This window comes from Alloactinosynnema sp. L-07 (genome assembly GCF_900070365.1).
Classification (GTDB): Bacteria; Actinomycetota; Actinomycetes; order Mycobacteriales; family Pseudonocardiaceae; genus Actinokineospora.
In genome coordinates this window covers 6,555,455-6,569,595 of the sequence record NZ_LN850107.1, presented here as the reverse complement: position 1 = coordinate 6,569,595, position 14,141 = coordinate 6,555,455, and the positions used below count along the sequence as shown (strand labels likewise).

The 14,141-nt window shown below is 69.0% G+C and carries 17 protein-coding genes and 1 tRNA gene; 8 read left to right on the top strand and 10 right to left on the bottom strand.

Annotation, left to right across the window (positions count from 1 at the left end; translation table 11 throughout):
- Positions 1-52 precede the first annotated feature (52 nt).
- Entirely contained in the window at positions 53-1,360 is a 1,308-nt protein-coding gene (locus BN1701_RS30015; RefSeq protein WP_054054395.1) for a lipase family protein, read from the top strand.
- Positions 1,361-1,372: 12 nt separating this feature from the next.
- Here the strand turns inward: BN1701_RS30015 and BN1701_RS30010 are convergent, their stop codons facing one another.
- Positions 1,373-2,218 (bottom strand): SDR family oxidoreductase, encoded by an 846-nt coding sequence (locus BN1701_RS30010; protein ID WP_054054394.1) that lies wholly within the window; start codon positions 2,216-2,218, stop codon positions 1,373-1,375.
- Between the two features lie 111 nt (positions 2,219-2,329).
- Between BN1701_RS30010 and BN1701_RS30005 the strand changes: the two genes are divergently transcribed.
- Complete coding sequence (locus tag BN1701_RS30005; protein ID WP_054054392.1) at positions 2,330-2,962, top strand: TetR/AcrR family transcriptional regulator; 633 nt, start codon at positions 2,330-2,332, stop codon at positions 2,960-2,962.
- A gap of 162 nt (positions 2,963-3,124) precedes the next feature.
- On the opposite strand, the gene BN1701_RS30000 is transcribed toward BN1701_RS30005, so the two are convergent.
- The 8 genes from BN1701_RS30000 to BN1701_RS29965 form a co-directional block, all read right to left on the bottom strand.
- The gene (locus tag BN1701_RS30000; RefSeq protein WP_054054391.1) at positions 3,125-3,919 is read right to left on the bottom strand and encodes an alpha/beta fold hydrolase; all 795 of its coding nucleotides are present in this window, start codon (positions 3,917-3,919) and stop codon (positions 3,125-3,127) included.
- Positions 3,920-4,269: 350 nt separating this feature from the next.
- The gene (locus BN1701_RS29995) at positions 4,270-4,926 is read right to left on the bottom strand and encodes a mobile mystery protein B (RefSeq protein WP_054054390.1); all 657 of its coding nucleotides are present in this window, start codon (positions 4,924-4,926) and stop codon (positions 4,270-4,272) included.
- Between the two features lie 78 nt (positions 4,927-5,004).
- The gene (locus BN1701_RS29990; RefSeq protein WP_157368289.1) at positions 5,005-5,535 is read right to left on the bottom strand and encodes a hypothetical protein; all 531 of its coding nucleotides are present in this window, start codon (positions 5,533-5,535) and stop codon (positions 5,005-5,007) included.
- A 113-nt stretch (positions 5,536-5,648) separates the two neighbouring features.
- Positions 5,649-5,721 (bottom strand) — tRNA-Ala (locus tag BN1701_RS29985).
- Positions 5,722-5,775: 54 nt separating this feature from the next.
- Positions 5,776-6,519: a gephyrin-like molybdotransferase receptor GlpR gene (gene glpR, locus BN1701_RS29980; protein ID WP_054054388.1), complete on the bottom strand. Its 744-nt coding sequence runs from the start codon at positions 6,517-6,519 to the stop codon at positions 5,776-5,778.
- A 169-nt stretch (positions 6,520-6,688) separates the two neighbouring features.
- On the bottom strand, positions 6,689-7,336 hold the full coding sequence (locus tag BN1701_RS29975) for a GNAT family N-acetyltransferase (RefSeq protein WP_369800650.1): 648 nt from the start codon (positions 7,334-7,336) through the stop codon (positions 6,689-6,691).
- A complete protein-coding gene (gene glp / locus BN1701_RS29970; protein ID WP_054054384.1) occupies positions 7,329-8,552 on the bottom strand; it encodes a gephyrin-like molybdotransferase Glp in 1,224 nt (407 codons plus the stop codon). Before glp ends, BN1701_RS29975 begins: the two co-directional genes overlap by 8 nt.
- A 39-nt stretch (positions 8,553-8,591) precedes the next feature.
- Positions 8,592-9,482 carry a UTP--glucose-1-phosphate uridylyltransferase gene (locus BN1701_RS29965; RefSeq protein ID WP_054054382.1) on the bottom strand — a complete coding sequence of 297 codons (891 nt, stop codon included), beginning with the start codon at positions 9,480-9,482 and terminating at the stop codon, positions 8,592-8,594.
- Positions 9,483-9,506: 24 nt separating this feature from the next.
- Here BN1701_RS29965 and BN1701_RS29960 point away from each other — a divergent pair, with 24 nt between their 5' ends.
- The 5 genes from BN1701_RS29960 (at position 9,507) to BN1701_RS36615 (ending at position 11,915) form a co-directional block, all read left to right on the top strand.
- Positions 9,507-10,115 (top strand): 5-formyltetrahydrofolate cyclo-ligase, encoded by a 609-nt coding sequence (locus tag BN1701_RS29960; protein WP_054054379.1) that lies wholly within the window; start codon positions 9,507-9,509, stop codon positions 10,113-10,115.
- A gap of 104 nt (positions 10,116-10,219) precedes the next feature.
- Positions 10,220-10,534, top strand: coding sequence for an FmdB family zinc ribbon protein (locus BN1701_RS29955; RefSeq protein WP_054054377.1), 315 nt, complete (start codon positions 10,220-10,222; stop codon positions 10,532-10,534).
- Between the two features lie 114 nt (positions 10,535-10,648).
- Positions 10,649-11,221 carry an SAF domain-containing protein gene (locus BN1701_RS29950; protein WP_054054375.1) on the top strand — a complete coding sequence of 191 codons (573 nt, stop codon included), beginning with the start codon at positions 10,649-10,651 and terminating at the stop codon, positions 11,219-11,221.
- 54 nt (positions 11,222-11,275) lie between these two features.
- On the top strand, positions 11,276-11,677 hold the full coding sequence (mscL, locus tag BN1701_RS29945) for a large-conductance mechanosensitive channel protein MscL (protein ID WP_054054372.1): 402 nt from the start codon (positions 11,276-11,278) through the stop codon (positions 11,675-11,677).
- Between the two features lie 70 nt (positions 11,678-11,747).
- Positions 11,748-11,915 carry a hypothetical protein gene (locus BN1701_RS36615; protein WP_172803345.1) on the top strand — a complete coding sequence of 56 codons (168 nt, stop codon included), beginning with the start codon at positions 11,748-11,750 and terminating at the stop codon, positions 11,913-11,915.
- 530 nt (positions 11,916-12,445) lie between these two features.
- Here the strand turns inward: BN1701_RS36615 and BN1701_RS29940 are convergent.
- A complete protein-coding gene (locus tag BN1701_RS29940) occupies positions 12,446-12,946 on the bottom strand; it encodes a molybdenum cofactor biosynthesis protein B (RefSeq protein WP_054054370.1) in 501 nt (166 codons plus the stop codon).
- 135 nt (positions 12,947-13,081) lie between these two features.
- Here BN1701_RS29940 and BN1701_RS29935 point away from each other — a divergent pair, with 135 nt between their 5' ends.
- Positions 13,082-14,131, top strand: coding sequence for an NAD(P)-dependent oxidoreductase (locus tag BN1701_RS29935; RefSeq protein WP_054054368.1), 1,050 nt, complete (start codon positions 13,082-13,084; stop codon positions 14,129-14,131).
- Positions 14,132-14,141 lie beyond the last annotated feature (10 nt).

Here is a 14,141-nt window from a genome sequence, read left to right as displayed (position 1 = left end):
GTAACTTGCCCCCGATGAGCCCGTGACCCACCTCACGATCCCTTGGGGAGCCATGTACAGAACCGGCATTCGCGCCCTAGCCGCCGTGGTCGTCGCCGCGTCGGTCCTCGCCACCGCGCCCGCCGCCCAGGCCACCGCGGCCGACTCGTTCTACGCCTACACCGGCAGCAAACCGCTGTCGTCGTTCGCCCCTGGGACCGTGCTGAAGACGCGGAAACTCACCTACCACTTCGTCGGCCTCCCCACGCCGGTGCGGGCGATCCAGTTGCTCTATCGCACAACCGACGCGCAGGGCCGCCCGTCCGCCAACGTCACCTCGGTGGTGCGCAGCCTGACCGGGGACAGCGGCAAGGCGCTGTCCTACCAGTCGTTCTACGACTCGCTCAATCCCGAGCACGGCCCCTCCCGCGCGATCGCGGGCGACGTCAGCCTGGGCGGCCTCGCCGCGAACGCCGAGTCGCTGTTCCTGGTACCGGCCCTGTTGCAGGGTTACAACCTGGTCATCCCGGACACCGAGGGCCAGACCGCGAACTTCGGCGCCGGGCCCGAGTACGGCACCAACACCCTGGACTCGATCCGGGCCGCGACCCGGTCACCGGAAACGGGCATGAACTCCGCCACCAAGGTCGGCCTCTTCGGCTACTCCGGCGGCGCCATCGCGACCGGCTGGGCGGCCTCGCTCGCGCCGAGTTACGCGCCGGACGTCAACAAGAACCTCGTCGGGTTCGCCGAGGGCGGCATGCTTGTCAAGCCCTCGCACAACCTCAAGTACGTCGCCGGCAGCCTCGTGTGGTCCGGCGTCATCCCGATGGCGCTCATCGGGGTCAGCCGGTCGTACGACATCGACCTCAAGCCGTACGCGAGCGCCTACGGCCTGGAAGTGCTGGAGAAGCTCAAGCACGCCTCGATCGTCGACGTGCTGGGTCGCTATCCCGGGCTGACCTGGCAGAAGCTCGTGAAGCCGGAGTACGCCAACCCGAACTCGGTGCTGCCGTTCGTCGAAGCGGTGAACAAGGTCAACATCGGCTCGGCGCCCACACCAACCGTCCCGGCCTTCATAGCCCAAGGCAACTTCGGCGTCCTGGAGGGCACGTTCGGCAGCCCCCGAGGCATCGGAACCGGCGACGGCGTAATGGTCGCGGGCGACGTGCGGGCATTGGCCAGGCAGTACTGTGCCACCGGCAACAACTCGATCAAGTATCACCAGTACGACGCGCTCAGCCACTTCGGCGCGACCGTCCCGTGGTACCCGGTCGCGCTGGCCTGGCTCAACGACCGGTTCGCGGGCAAGGCGGCTCCGTCCAGCTGCGGGCGGATCCCGGCGGGCAACTCGCTGGCTCCGGAGCAGCCCGCGTCCTGAACTTCGGCTGTATCAGTTCGGGGCTGGGACCGCCTTCTCCGCGGCGCGGCTCACGTCTTCCCACTCGGCCCAGGTGTCCATGCGCCGCCGGGAGACGTCGAAGGCGAGGTCGTAGACCATGCTGCCCAGCAGGAGCCGGGGCGGAGGGTTGTCGCTGTTGGCCAGCGCCATGACCGCTTCGGCGGCCAGACGCGGCTCGCTGTCGATCGAGCCCTCCGCCCACTGCTTCTCCAGTTCCGCGCGCAGCTCGTCGTAGTCGGGGTTCGGGGTGGTCGCCGTGGTGCTGGTATAGAGGTCGGTCCAGTAGCCGCCCGGCTGGACGATCGTGACCTTGACACCGAACCCGGCGGCCTCGGCGGCCAGCGCCTCGCTCATGCCCTCCAACGCGAACTTGCTCGCGCTGTACAGCCCCGTGCTGGGGAATCCACCGAGCGCCGCGATGCTCGAGATCTGCACGATGTGCCCGCCGCCCTGGGCCCGCAACCGCGGCAGGACGGCTTGGCTGATCCACAGCGCGCCGAAGAAGTTGACGTCCAGCTGCGCGCGGGCCTCGGCTTCGGTGAACTCCTCCACCATCCCGGCGAACAGCGCCCCGGCGTTGTTCACAACGATGTCGAGCCTGTCGAAACGCGCGACCGCCTGCTCGACCGCGTCGAACACCGCCGAACGGTCGGTGACGTCCAGCGGCAGCGTCAGGAGACGACCCGGGTGCCGGGCAGCGACGTCGTCAAGGGGCGAGACATCGCGGGCGGCACCGACAACCCGATCACCAGCGGCCAGCGCGGCCTCGGTGAAGGCGCGGCCCAGCCCACGGCTGGCGCCGGTGACGAACCAGACTCGACTGCCTGAGGTTTCCATATAGTTCCCTTCAGATAACGAGACGGACCGTCTCGTCTTGTTGGCATGAGTTTGCCGCAATCGACGTCAGCTGTCAAGACGGATCGTCTCGTCTCTTGCTAAAGTGGACTCGTGCCCCAGAAAGTCGCCCCCGACGCCAGCCGTCGCAGCGAGACGTCACGACGGGCGATCCTCGCCGCAGCGCTCGACCTAGTCGGCGAGGTGGGCTACGCGAAGCTCAGCATCGAGGGCATCGCCGCCGCCGCGGGCGTCGGGAAGCAGACGATCTACCGCTGGTGGCCGTCAAAGGGCGCCCTACTCTTCGACGCCTTCCTCACCCTCGCAGGCGAGGGCGAGGCCGCGGCCCTTCCCGACACCGGCGACCTGGCCGCCGATCTGACGCTCGTCCTGCGGGCCACGATCGCCGAACTGAACCAACCGCGCTACGACCTGCCCATGCGCGCCCTGCTGACCGAGATAGTCCACGACCGCGCTTTGGCCGCCGACTACTTGGACCGGCTGGACAAACCTATGCGGGAGCTGAAGAAACAGCGCCTTCGCGCTGCCCAGCGGGTGGGGCAACTGGCCGAGGACATCGACCTGGACGTGGCTGTCGACCTGCTGTTCGGCCCCGTCCTCAACCGGTGGCTGCAACGCACCGGGCCCCTTACTCCCGAGTACGCCGACCAGGTGGTCGAAACGGCACTACGCGGTCTCCAGCCGCGCCAGGGCCATGCCTCCTCCGGCCCGGGCCGGATCTCGTAGTCACACAGCCGTTCGATGCCGTGCGTTCATGCCACTCGACGACCGCTTCACTCGTCCGTGGGGAGCACCGTTGAGGTATCAAACAGCTCGCCGCCCTGACGTGAGGTCTTCTTCTGCCGCTGTCAACGTCATCCAATGCCGCTGCGGAGCAACGCGGTGAACCTAGTGGCGTGACACTGAGCGCAGAAAACGGCGCAGTTCGCGGGATACATCGTCCGGGGCCTCCACCGCGCTGACGTGGCCGGGCCCGGTGAGTACAACGAATTCCGACGCGGGCACCAGCCGATGCATCGCCTCGCCAATTGAGGCGGGCGCTCTGACATCGTGGTCGGCATAAAGCAGAAGCGTCGGTACGTCCACCTCCGCCAGCACATGCCACTGATCCTCGTAGCTCGCGCGCGCCATCGCCCGAAAGCCGCACGGGCGGAAATCCCGGACACTGTCAAGGAAGCCCGCCACGAGGTCACCACCGGCCGCGGCCGAGAACATCGACGGCGCCATCGCGGCGACAAACTCATCAGGTCCGATCCGCGATGCCGCCAACGACCGCGCCAGCCGCTGATCCGCCTCGTCCACGCCAAGTGAGCCCACCCAGCCCGCGTACCCGCTCACAAGCGTGAGCGACGACGCAAGGCCAGGGTGCCGGTGGAAGGCGGCAAGCACCAAAGCTCCGCCAAAGGAGAGCCCAACAAGGTGGGCCTGCTCGACTCCTATGGCCCGAAGGAACCCCGCGAAGCAGTCGGCATACCCGTCCATGCCGAAGTCGTCCGGGGGATCCGCCGACCCCCCGGCTCCGGGCGCCTCCCACGCGATCACAGTGAACTCGTCGGCCAAAGCCTCGATCTGCGCGCCCCAAGTCGAGCGGGCATCGCCGACAAACCCGTGAGCGAGCGCCACGATCGGCCCACTACCCGCACGTTCGTAGGCGATGCTCAGCCCACCGACATCGATGTGCATCCCCCGAGCGTAGATCCCACACGCCGCGCCGGGTGCCGAGACGATCGCTTGCTCATCTCCAAATGGCAAACGAACCGGGCCAAATGGGCCACCTGGGTCGAGACATGACGCGCCGTGGGGCCTGGGGCTCGGCCCCAGAAGAAACGCGGAACGACCCGGTTCGCGCTTTCCGCGAACACGGGTCGTCCAGAGTGGACCTTGCTACCGCTTACTCCAACCGGGCACGGCTGGGTCAAGCGACACCGCACCGTGGGGGTCTGGGGGGGGCGGCGCCCCCAGAAATGACGACGGGCGACTGCTCGGCCCATGGCGATGTGATGTTGCTGCCGACATGCGGACAGCGTTCTGGTTCAGTCACTCCACTCGTCGACGACGATCGGATCAATGGCGAACTCGATGAGCGACCTGGTGTCGTCACGGTTCTCATCCATCCTGCGCAGGGCGGACAGGTACTCGCGCCGCATGTCACCGGTGTTCGCATCAAGCTGACGTCCCCAGGAGAACGCGTCGGGCCCGAGCCCGAGCGAATCCGCGAGTTCGTCGGCGATGAGCCGCGCATGCCTGCCGTTGCCGTTGACGAACGGGTGGATCTGCACAGTGCGGTGATGCGCCCGCAGAACTGTCTCCGCCGGGCTCCACGTACGATTCTCCACGTGCCACTTGGTGTCATCGAGGATCATCTTCCACTGCTCCTGGATCTGGTCCGGTGCGATTCCAATGGTCATTTCCCGAGCCCGAATCGCACCCGCCCAGGTCCACACATCGCCAAACATGCGACGGTGCACGTCTCGCAGCGTGTATTGATCAAGCAGATCGGCCGTGGAAGGCGACTCCAGGCGCAGCCATAGCAATCCCCGAGCAATGTTCGCGGCTTCCAGCGCGTTCAACTCAGCGAGCGTCTCGATGCCGTGGTGCACCGACCGAAGTTGCTCACGCGACTCTTCGTCGACCGGTGTCGCGCCATACGGCTGGTTGAGCGGGTCGAACAGATCTGGTTTCGGTGTCATTGGAACTCGGACCCAGGGGCCGACAGCCCGACGGCTCGCGCTCGCGTCCTTGTGTCGCCCTGCAATGAGTCCCGTAGCTCACCCAAGATCCGCAACCAGCTTGGCCGTCGTCTCTCGAACCATCTCGTCAACAGCCGACTGCGGAACGTGCTGGGCCTCCAGATCCATCGAGTGCGTCACGCGAGCCACGATCTTGCGGGCAGCGTCTTCGGCGACGACCTCTACCTCTGCTTTCGACAACAGGCCCCGGTGTAGGGCACCTCGCAGGTTCATCCACTCTGAGTCAGGCTTCTTGACGTAGCCGATCTTCAGTGTGCGCAACTCTTGAACCATCTTCGACCGGGTGATCTCTTTGACCGTGGCACGGTTGACGATCTCTTTCACCGACGGCCGCGTAACCCTTGGATCTTGGGCGATCCGCTTGACGATCCTCGAGATTGTGGCCTGGGACGCGCCGATGACTTCGGCGATGTCGTCCTGCGAGAGTCCGTGAGCCACGGCCTCCATGACGAACCGCATCTCCTCGACCTCATCGAGTTCGCGGCGGGCACGAAGCGCAGCCGCGCGCTGCGCCAACACTGGCGGGACAGGCGTCTTCACACGAGGCATGACCACTCCGTTCTCATTCAACGTGAATGATAACAGACCCGGAGTGGCGTTCACTGCGGCGAACAAACCAGACGGCCTGTGTTCGCGCTTCCGCGAACACAGGCCGTCTGCCGTGGAGCTGCGGGGAATCGAACCCCGGACCTTCTCGATGCGAACGAGACGCGCTACCAACTGCGCTACAGCCCCGTAATGGTGCGCGCAGAGCGTATCAGGCGCTGCGGACCACCTTGGACAAGGGGGTCACTCCCCGACCGCCCGACGGTACGGCAAGTCGTCGGGGTGGCCGAGGTGGTCGAACCACGGGTCCTCGTCGTCGATGTCGATGACGACCGCGCCGGGGTGGGTGACGCGGGCGTACTGGCGGAAGGGCGGTTCCTCGTCGTACTCGTCCTCGTACTCGTCCTCGATCGGGCGCGCGTGGGAGCGGTGGACCGCCGTCATCCGGGCGTACCGGCGCTGGCGGATCTCCTCCTCGATGCGCACCTGGCGGCGCAGGTAGGTCAGGTAGCCGACGAGGGCGACGTCGATTGCGCCGTGGGCCCACCACATCGTGGCGGTGACGGCCAGCGCGGTGACGGCGCTGATGATCGCCAGGACGATCATCAGCAGCACGACGCGCTGGCGGAAGCCGTACTTCGCGCGGGCGGAGCGGGCGGCGGCCTCGGGGTCGTAGCCGCCGCGGCCGGGGCGGTAGCGGCGCGCGGGCTGGGGGGCGTCGAGTTCGTCGGCGTCGAGCTCGTCGAGCTCGGTGTCCACCTCGTCGGCGTCGCTCATCGCGAAGTCCTCTCGGGTGTCCTCGGCCTCATCGTGGTCGTGGGCTTCGTCGGAGTCGTCGAGGTCGTGGCTCACGCCGCTGCGCACGACCCTGGCCGCGAGCGCGGAGTCCGCCGTGCGGGCGATCTCCTGCCGCTTGCGCACGACCATCGGGACGAGGACGACGAGCCATGCCACTACGAGCGCGACCACGATCAACGAGCTCGGCATGTCCCGGCACCTCCCCCTTGCTCACTCCGACACTTCGCCACGTTAGTCACAACAGTCACACCCATGACGGAGGCGCGCCGACTATGTTCACCCGTTTGGCTACTTCGCTTGTGGACCTTCCCCCGTAACGGGGATGATCAAACTAATTCGGCGTGAACGTCGCACGCTCTTACGGCGAAGTCGCCGAACCGCGCGCGATCAGGCCCGCCACCAGGCCGTTCGGAATGTCCTCTGTGGTCAGTGCGAAGACCAGGTGATCACGCCAGTCGCCCGCGACGTCGAGGTAGCGGCGGAACAGCCCCTCCTCGCGGAAGCCGAGTTTGGCCAGCACGCGCAGGCTCGCGGCGTTCTCCGGGCGCACCGTGGCCTCGATCCGGTGCAGCCCGGCCGAAGCGAAGCAGTGATCGACGACGAGGGCCACCGCGGCGGTCGCGACACCGCCGCCGACGGCGTGGCTGGCCACCCAGTAGCCGACCCACGCCGAACACAGCGACCCGCGGATCACATTGCCCACGGTGATCTGCCCGGCGAGCCTGCCGTCGACGGTGATCACGAACGGCAGCGCCATCCCGCGCCGGGCCAGCGCGCGCAGGGCCGACCACTGGCCGGGCCAGGCCAGGCCCGCGTTGCGGTCGGCCCAGGTGCCCGGCACCGACGGTTCCCAGTTCTCCAGGTGGCGCTGGTCGCGGCGGCGGATCTGGCTCCACGCCGAGCCGTCCCACAGCCGCGGCCCACGGACCTCGACCACGCCCGCGGGGACCCGCAGCGGGCCGAGTCGGGCGGGCCAGCCGGGGTGGCGGCCCAGGGGCTCAGCCACGCTGGGCGAGGAAGCTGACCTGCACCTGCTCGCCCACCGCCACCTCGGTGACATCCTCGGCCACCAGGACCAGACAGTTGGCCTCGGCCAACGAGGCCAGCAGGTGCGACCCGGACAGCCCCAGCGGCTGCACCAGGTACTCCCCGTTCGCCTCGTCGCGCAGCAGCTGGCCGCGCAGGAAGCCGCGCCGGTCCTTGGTCGAGGTGATCGGCGAGAGCAAGCGCGCGGTGACCACGCGGCGGTGCGGGTTGCGCTTGCCCTGGGCGGCGCGGATGAGCGGGCGGACCATCACCTCGAACACGACCAGGGCGCTCATCGGGTTGCCGGGCAGCAGGAACGTGGGCACGGCGTCCGGCCCGAGCCTGCCGAACCCCTGCACGGACCCGGGATGCATGGCGACCCTGGTCAGGTCGACATCGCCCAACTCGCTGATGGCGGAGCGGACCTCGGCGGCCAACTCGCCGCCGACGCCGCCCGCGATCACCACGATCTCGGAGAGCAGCAGCCTGCTCTCCACCACCTCGCGCAGCCGCTTGGCGTCGCTCTCGACGATCCCGACCCGGTTGACCTCGGCACCCGCGTCCCGCGCCGCCGCGGCCAGGGCGTAGGAGTTGACGTCGTAGACCTGGCCCTGGCCGGGCGTGCGGTCGATGTCGACCAGTTCGTCGCCGACGGAGATGATCGAGACGCGCGGACGCGGGTAGACCAGCACCTTCGACCGGCCCACCGCGGCCAGCAGGCCGACCTGGGCCGGGCCGATGACCGCGCCGCGGCGCACCGCGACGTCACCGGTCTGGACGTCCTCGCCGGTGCGGCGGACGTACGCGGCCGAAGGGACCGGCTGATGCACGGTGACCCTGGCGTGGTGGCCGTCGGTGAAGCCGGTGGGCAGCACGGCGTCGGCCAGGGTGGGCAGCGGGGCTCCGGTGGCGATGCGCACGGCCTGGCCGGGCTGGAGTCTGCGCGGCTGCCGTGAGCCCGCCGGGATCTCCCCGACGACGGGCAGTTGGACCGGTTCGTCGCCCGCCGTCTGGGTGTCGACACTGCGCACCGCGTAGCCGTCGACCGCGGCCTGGTCGAATCCGGGCAGCGCCCGCTCGGCCACGACCTCCTCGGCGCAGAGCAGGCCCTGCGCCTCGGAGATGGCGACCCGCACGGGGGCGGGCCGGACCGCGGCCGCCAGCGCCCTGGCGAGTTGCTCGTCGACTGACCTCATCCGGTAACCCTGTCACCTATCGCCGTGATTCTGCGGCAACTACACGCCGCCGACCCGATCCCGCAGCCATTCCCGCAGGTCCGGCCCATACTCCGGGTGCTCGAGGGCAAAGTCCACGGCGGCACGCAGGAAACCCCCAGGATTGCCCAGGTCGTGCCTTCCGCCGCGGTGCACGACCACGTGCACGGGGTGGTCCTCGGCGATGAGCAGCGCGATCGCGTCGGTCAGCTGCAGTTCGCCGCCCGCGCCGGGGGTGATCCGCTTGAGCGCGTCGAAGATCGCCCGGTCGAGCAAATATCGGCCTGCCGCCGCGAAGGTCGACGGGGCCTCGTCGGCCGGGGGCTTCTCCACCATGCCGTGGACCTGCTTGACGTCCGGGTCCTCGGTGTCGGCCACATCGAACACGCCGTAGGCGGAGATCTGCTCACGCGGGATGTCGAACGCGCATAGCACCGACCCGCCGAACTGGGCGCGCACGGCGGCCATCCTGGTCAGCACGCCGGTCGGCAGAACCAGGTCGTCGGGCAGCAGCACGGCCACCGCCTCGTCGTCGCCGCGCAGGTTGCCCTCCGCGCAGCCGACGGCGTGGCCGAGGCCCAGCGCCTGGTCCTGGATGGCGGTCTCCACCTCCAGCAAGCCGGGCGCGCGCCGGACCTTCTCCAGCAGTGCGCTCTTGCCGCGCTCCTCGAGGGTCTTCTCCAACTCGGGCTGCGGGCGGAAGTACTCCGCGACCGCGTCCTTGCCCGGTGAGGTGACGATGATCAGACGGGTGGCCCCGGCCTCGGCGGCCTCGGCGGCCACGTACTCGATGCCTGGGGTGTCCACCACAGGAAGCAATTCCTTGGGGACGGCTTTGGTGGTGGGCAGGAACCTGGTGCCCAGGCCCGCGGCGGGGACGATGGCGGTGGTGAATGCGGTCGACGCGCTCATGGACAGTCAGCCTAACCTCGTGGTGTGGCCGGGCCTGGGAGTGATCTCGATGCGACTCACGAGTGGACCAAGGACCAGTGGCGCGCGGCGCTGCTGCAGCGGCGGCGGCGGGTGCCCGCCAGTGTGCGCTTCGCCGAGGCGATGCAGCTGACAGCCCTGCTGACCAGCGGGAACGTGCTTCGCAGAGGCCAGACCCTGTGCGCGTATGTGCCCATCGGGTCCGAGCCGGGGTCGGTGCAGATGCTCGACGACGTCGCCGATCACGGGGTGCGCATCCTGCTGCCGATCGTGATGGGCCCCGGTCCGCTCGACTGGGCCTGGTACTACGGGCGGGACTCGCTGCGGCCGGGGCCGTACGGGCTGCAGCAACCGATCGGCGAGCTGCTTGGCCAGGCGGCGCTGCGCATCGCCGACGCGGTCCTGGTGCCCGCGCTGGGGGTCGACCGCGGCGGGGTGCGGCTGGGGCGCGGCGCCGGGTTCTACGACCGGTCGCTGTCGATCGCCGCGCCGGACACGCCGTTGATCGCCGTGGTGCGCGACCAGGAGATCGTCGACCGGCTGCCTGCCGAATCGCATGACGTCCGGATGACCGCGGCGCTTACCCCTGGTCGCGGGCTCGTGGCTCTTCGGTGATGTGAGATCGGACCAGGGTGTTTGCGCTCCGCACGCGCCGTGTCGCAGAATTGGGGTTAGCACTCCGGCGGTCCGAGTGCCAGTTGTGTCGAGAGGGAGCCACCGTGCCCACGTACCAGTACGCCTGTACGGCATGCGAGCACCGCTTCGAGGCGGTTCAGGCGTTCACCGACGCCGCGATGTCCGAGTGCCCGGAGTGCGACGGTCGCCTGCGCAAGCTGTACGGCTCGGTCGGCGTGGTGTTCAAGGGCAGCGGCTTCTACCGCAACGACAGCCGCTCTGGCACCAAGGACACGGCGAGCACCCCGGCGAAGACCGAGTCGGCGCCCGCCGCCAAGACCGAGACGTCGTCATCGTCGACCACCACCACGACTTCTACCACGACGTCGACGGCCACCCCCGCCGCGAAGGCCTCCTGAGCCCGAGTTGTCCACATGCCGTCAGCCATCCACAGCTGACGCGCACCGGGTGCCCAGGCGACGGCTCCGCTCCTAACGTCGAGATCGACACCGATCCCGACCCCTGGAGCCGACATGCGGAACCTGCTCACCCTGCGACGGATCGCCGCCGCCGTCCTCGTCCTGCTCTCGACGGCCCTGCTGCTCAGGCCGCGAGCCGAGGACTCGGTCCCGATGCTCGTCGCCGCCCGAGCCCTGACCGCGGGCGCCGACCTGTCCGCCGCCGACGTCCGGGTGGTCCGGGCGCCGCCCGAATTGCGGCCCGAATCCGCATTCACCGATCCCGCGTCGGCGGCAGGCCGAATATTGGCGCTGGCCGCCGCCGAAGGTGAGCCGATAACCGAGGCGCGACTTGTCGGGCCCGCCGCGATCGATGCGTCCCAAGCCGTCGTGGCCGTCCGGTTAACAGATCCCGACCTGGTGGGTGCGATCCGCCCCGGCGCCAGGGTCGACGTCGTTTCCGCAGCTCAGGAAGGCTCTGGCGGCTCGGTCTTAGCCCACGACGCGACCGTGGTGACAGTTCGGGCCAACGGGCGGGTGTATGGAAGGGAACGAGGAACTTCAGTTCTTATCGCCCTCCCGAGGGATTCCGCGACACGGGTAGCTTCCATCTCACTCGAAAGGCCGGTGACGGTTACGCTCCGATAGTCGCAACCGCTCCGACGGCTCCCCCTGCCGTCCCGCCGAGATTGGAGTGCCCACGTGTTGAAGGGCTTCAAGGACTTCCTGATGCGCGGGAACGTCATCGACCTGGCGGTCGCCGTCATCATCGGCGTCGCGTTCACCGCAATTGTCACGGCCTTCACCGATGGCCTGATCAAGCCGCTCATCAACGCACTCGGCGGGTCGGATGCGGGCCAGGGCCTTGGGTTCGAGATCCTCGGCGGGAACCAGTCGACGTTCATGAACTTCGGGTTGGTCATCAACGCGGCGATCAACTTCCTCATCGTGGCCGCCATCGTCTACTTCGTGATCGTCCTGCCGGTCAAGCACGTCCAGGAACGCCGCAAGCGCGGCGAGGAAGCAGGGCCTGCCGAACCGACCGACGTCGAGCTGCTGGCCGAGATCCGCGACCTGCTGCGCGCCCAGCAGCAGAACCGCTGATCTCGTCCCGTGGGTTCGGGGGGCCACCTTGGGTGGTCTCCCCGGACCGTGGATCAGGGATGATGGGGGGATGAGCGAGCCGACCGACGACGAACGCACCCGCCGACGCGACCTAGATCGCATCTTCGGCGACGTGCTTCCGGACACGACGTCGGACGAACGAGACCCAGGCCGAGCCGAGGATCCCGACCGGGACGAGTGGTACCGGCAGAACCGGCCGCCGCACCACGGGGGCTGAGGCTCTCAAGGCCACCGACAGCAACACACGCTCAACCCGGCTGTTTGGTTTTGAGGTCGCTAGACCTTCCCCGTCCCTTCGCCCATGCCATCCCTAACTCGAGTCCGACGGGGTCAAGGGTCGGCTTGCCGATCGCGCAGCGACGCCGCAGGCGCCCTTGAGGCCGTCGGACTCGAGTTAGACCCTTGATGGCGGAGGGGCCCCGCCGTTACCCGCGTTCCGGTCCACGGCGCGGGGTCAACTCCATGAGTACAAGGACGGGTCGCTCCCCTAGCCCGAGCGTTTAACATCCGGCCGACGGCCTCAAGGGCGCCTGCGGCGTCGCTGCGCGATCGGCAAGCCGACCCTGGACACCGCCGTCCGGATGTTAAAGATGGCCAGGACGGGGTGCTAGGGGGCACTGCGAAGGACCAAGAACCCCTGCCTCGCTGCGCATCGGCGGGGTGGCCACTGCGCGACCACCGGCTTGGACCGTTCGGGCGCCTAGTCCCGTCAACCAGTTGTGGGCGGCTTCGGGGGCTTGGGTGGTGTTAGTTGCCGTCCAGGCCCGAGAGTTCGCCGATGACGTAGGGCACCAGGGCGGACAGGGTCGCCATGCCGTCGCGGACGGCGCTGCGGGAGCCAGCGAGGTTCACCACGAGGGTGCTACCGGAGACGCCCACCAGGCCGCGGGAGACGCCCGCGTCCACGGCGCCCGCGGCGAGGCCGGAAGAGCGCAGGGCCTCAGCGATGCCGGGGATCGGGCGGTCGAGCACGCCCTGGGTGGCGTCGGGGGTGACGTCGCGAGGGGAGACCCCGGTGCCGCCTACGGTGACCACGAGGTCGGCGCCACCGATGACCGCGGTGTTGAGCGCGTTGCGGATGGCGACGGTCTCGCCCTCGACGGGGACGATGCCGTCGACGATGAAGCCTGCCTCTTCGAGGAGCTCGGTCACCAGCGGTCCGACCGTGTCCTCGTGCTCCTTGTGGGCCACGCGGTCATCCACGATCACGACGAGGGCCCGGCCGAGCCGTTGTGCGCTGCGTTCCATGGCTCCAACCGTAGTCGTCCCGTCGAGACCAGGCCGCCGAAGGTGACGCGTGTCGTGCCCTGCCAGTTCTGACGATTCTGTGACGGCGGGCCGCCAACAGCGCCAGGGCGGGCGGGAGGCCCTAACGTCGAGCCCATGCGAGTGTTGATCACCGGCGGTGCCGGTTTCGTCGGCTCCCATGTCGCCGACCGGGTGGGCGCGCGCGGGCACGAGGTCGTCCTGCTCGACAATCTGCTGCCCCAGGCCCACGGCACCGGCTACCAGCCCACCGACCACCGCCTGGTCCGCGGCGACGTGCGGGACGAGACCGTCGTCGCCGAGGTTTTGCGTGGTGTCGACGTGGTGTGCCACCAGGCCGCGGTCGTCGGCCATGGCGTCGATCCGGCGGACGCGCCCGAGTACGCGTCGCACAACGACTTCGGGACGGCGGTGCTGTTGGCTCAGATGTATCGCGCTGGGGTGTCGCGGCTGGTCCTGGCCTCCTCGATGGTCATCTACGGCGAAGGCCGCTACACCTGCGCCGACCACGGCACAGTCCGTCCGCCCCGGCGCCGGATGAGCGACATCGACGCGGGCCGCTTCGAGCCCGTTTGTCCGGTCTGTGCGGCACCGCTGCGGTCGGCGCTGGTTCCGGAAGACGCCCCCATGGACCCGCGCAGCACTTACGCCGCGACGAAGGCCGCGCAGGAGTACCTGGCCTCGGCCTGGGCCCGGCAGACCGACGGCGATGTGTGGGCCTTGCGCTACCACAACATCTACGGCGCCCGGATGCCTCGCGACACCCCGTACGCGGGAGTCGCCTCCCTGTTCCGATCCGCCCTGGAACGCGGTGACGCTCCAACGGTCCTCGAAGACGGCGCCCAGCGCCGGGACTTCGTGCACGTCACCGACGTGGCCATCGCCAACGCCATGGCCATCGAGACCCCCGGCGACCCGGGCACGCTCACCCCGCTCAACATCTGTTCCGGCGAACCCCACTCGGTTGGCGACCTGGCCCGCGAACTGGCCCGCGCGTACGGCGGCCCGGTCCCCCGCGTCGTGGGCGGCGCCCGGCCTGCCGACGTCCGCCACATCGTCGCCGACCCCGCCGAGGCCAAGTCCCGCCTGGGTTTTCACGCCATGGTCGCGTTCGCCGACGGTGTCAAGGCGTTCGCCTCCGACCCCCTGCGCGCTCCCGTCTCCTGACCCACGGCGC

Coding starts and splice junctions, on each gene's coding strand:
- BN1701_RS29940 (WP_054054370.1), bottom strand. CDS start 12,946: ATGGAACGCAGCGCACAACGGCTCGGCCGGGCCCTCGTCGTGATCGTG.
- BN1701_RS29990 (WP_157368289.1), bottom strand. CDS start 5,535: ATGCCTCGTGTGAAGACGCCTGTCCCGCCAGTGTTGGCGCAGCGCGCG.
- BN1701_RS30010 (WP_054054394.1), bottom strand. CDS start 2,218: ATGGAAACCTCAGGCAGTCGAGTCTGGTTCGTCACCGGCGCCAGCCGT.
- BN1701_RS29995 (WP_054054390.1), bottom strand. CDS start 4,926: ATGACACCGAAACCAGATCTGTTCGACCCGCTCAACCAGCCGTATGGC.
- glpR (WP_054054388.1), bottom strand. CDS start 6,519: ATGCCGAGCTCGTTGATCGTGGTCGCGCTCGTAGTGGCATGGCTCGTC.
- BN1701_RS29965 (WP_054054382.1), bottom strand. CDS start 9,482: ATGAGCGCGTCGACCGCATTCACCACCGCCATCGTCCCCGCCGCGGGC.
- glp (WP_054054384.1), bottom strand. CDS start 8,552: ATGAGGTCAGTCGACGAGCAACTCGCCAGGGCGCTGGCGGCCGCGGTC.
- BN1701_RS36615 (WP_172803345.1), top strand. CDS start 11,748: ATGAGCGAGCCGACCGACGACGAACGCACCCGCCGACGCGACCTAGAT.
- BN1701_RS30000 (WP_054054391.1), bottom strand. CDS start 3,919: ATGCACATCGATGTCGGTGGGCTGAGCATCGCCTACGAACGTGCGGGT.
- BN1701_RS29950 (WP_054054375.1), top strand. CDS start 10,649: ATGCGGAACCTGCTCACCCTGCGACGGATCGCCGCCGCCGTCCTCGTC.
- BN1701_RS29935 (WP_054054368.1), top strand. CDS start 13,082: ATGCGAGTGTTGATCACCGGCGGTGCCGGTTTCGTCGGCTCCCATGTC.
- BN1701_RS30015 (WP_054054395.1), top strand. CDS start 53: ATGTACAGAACCGGCATTCGCGCCCTAGCCGCCGTGGTCGTCGCCGCG.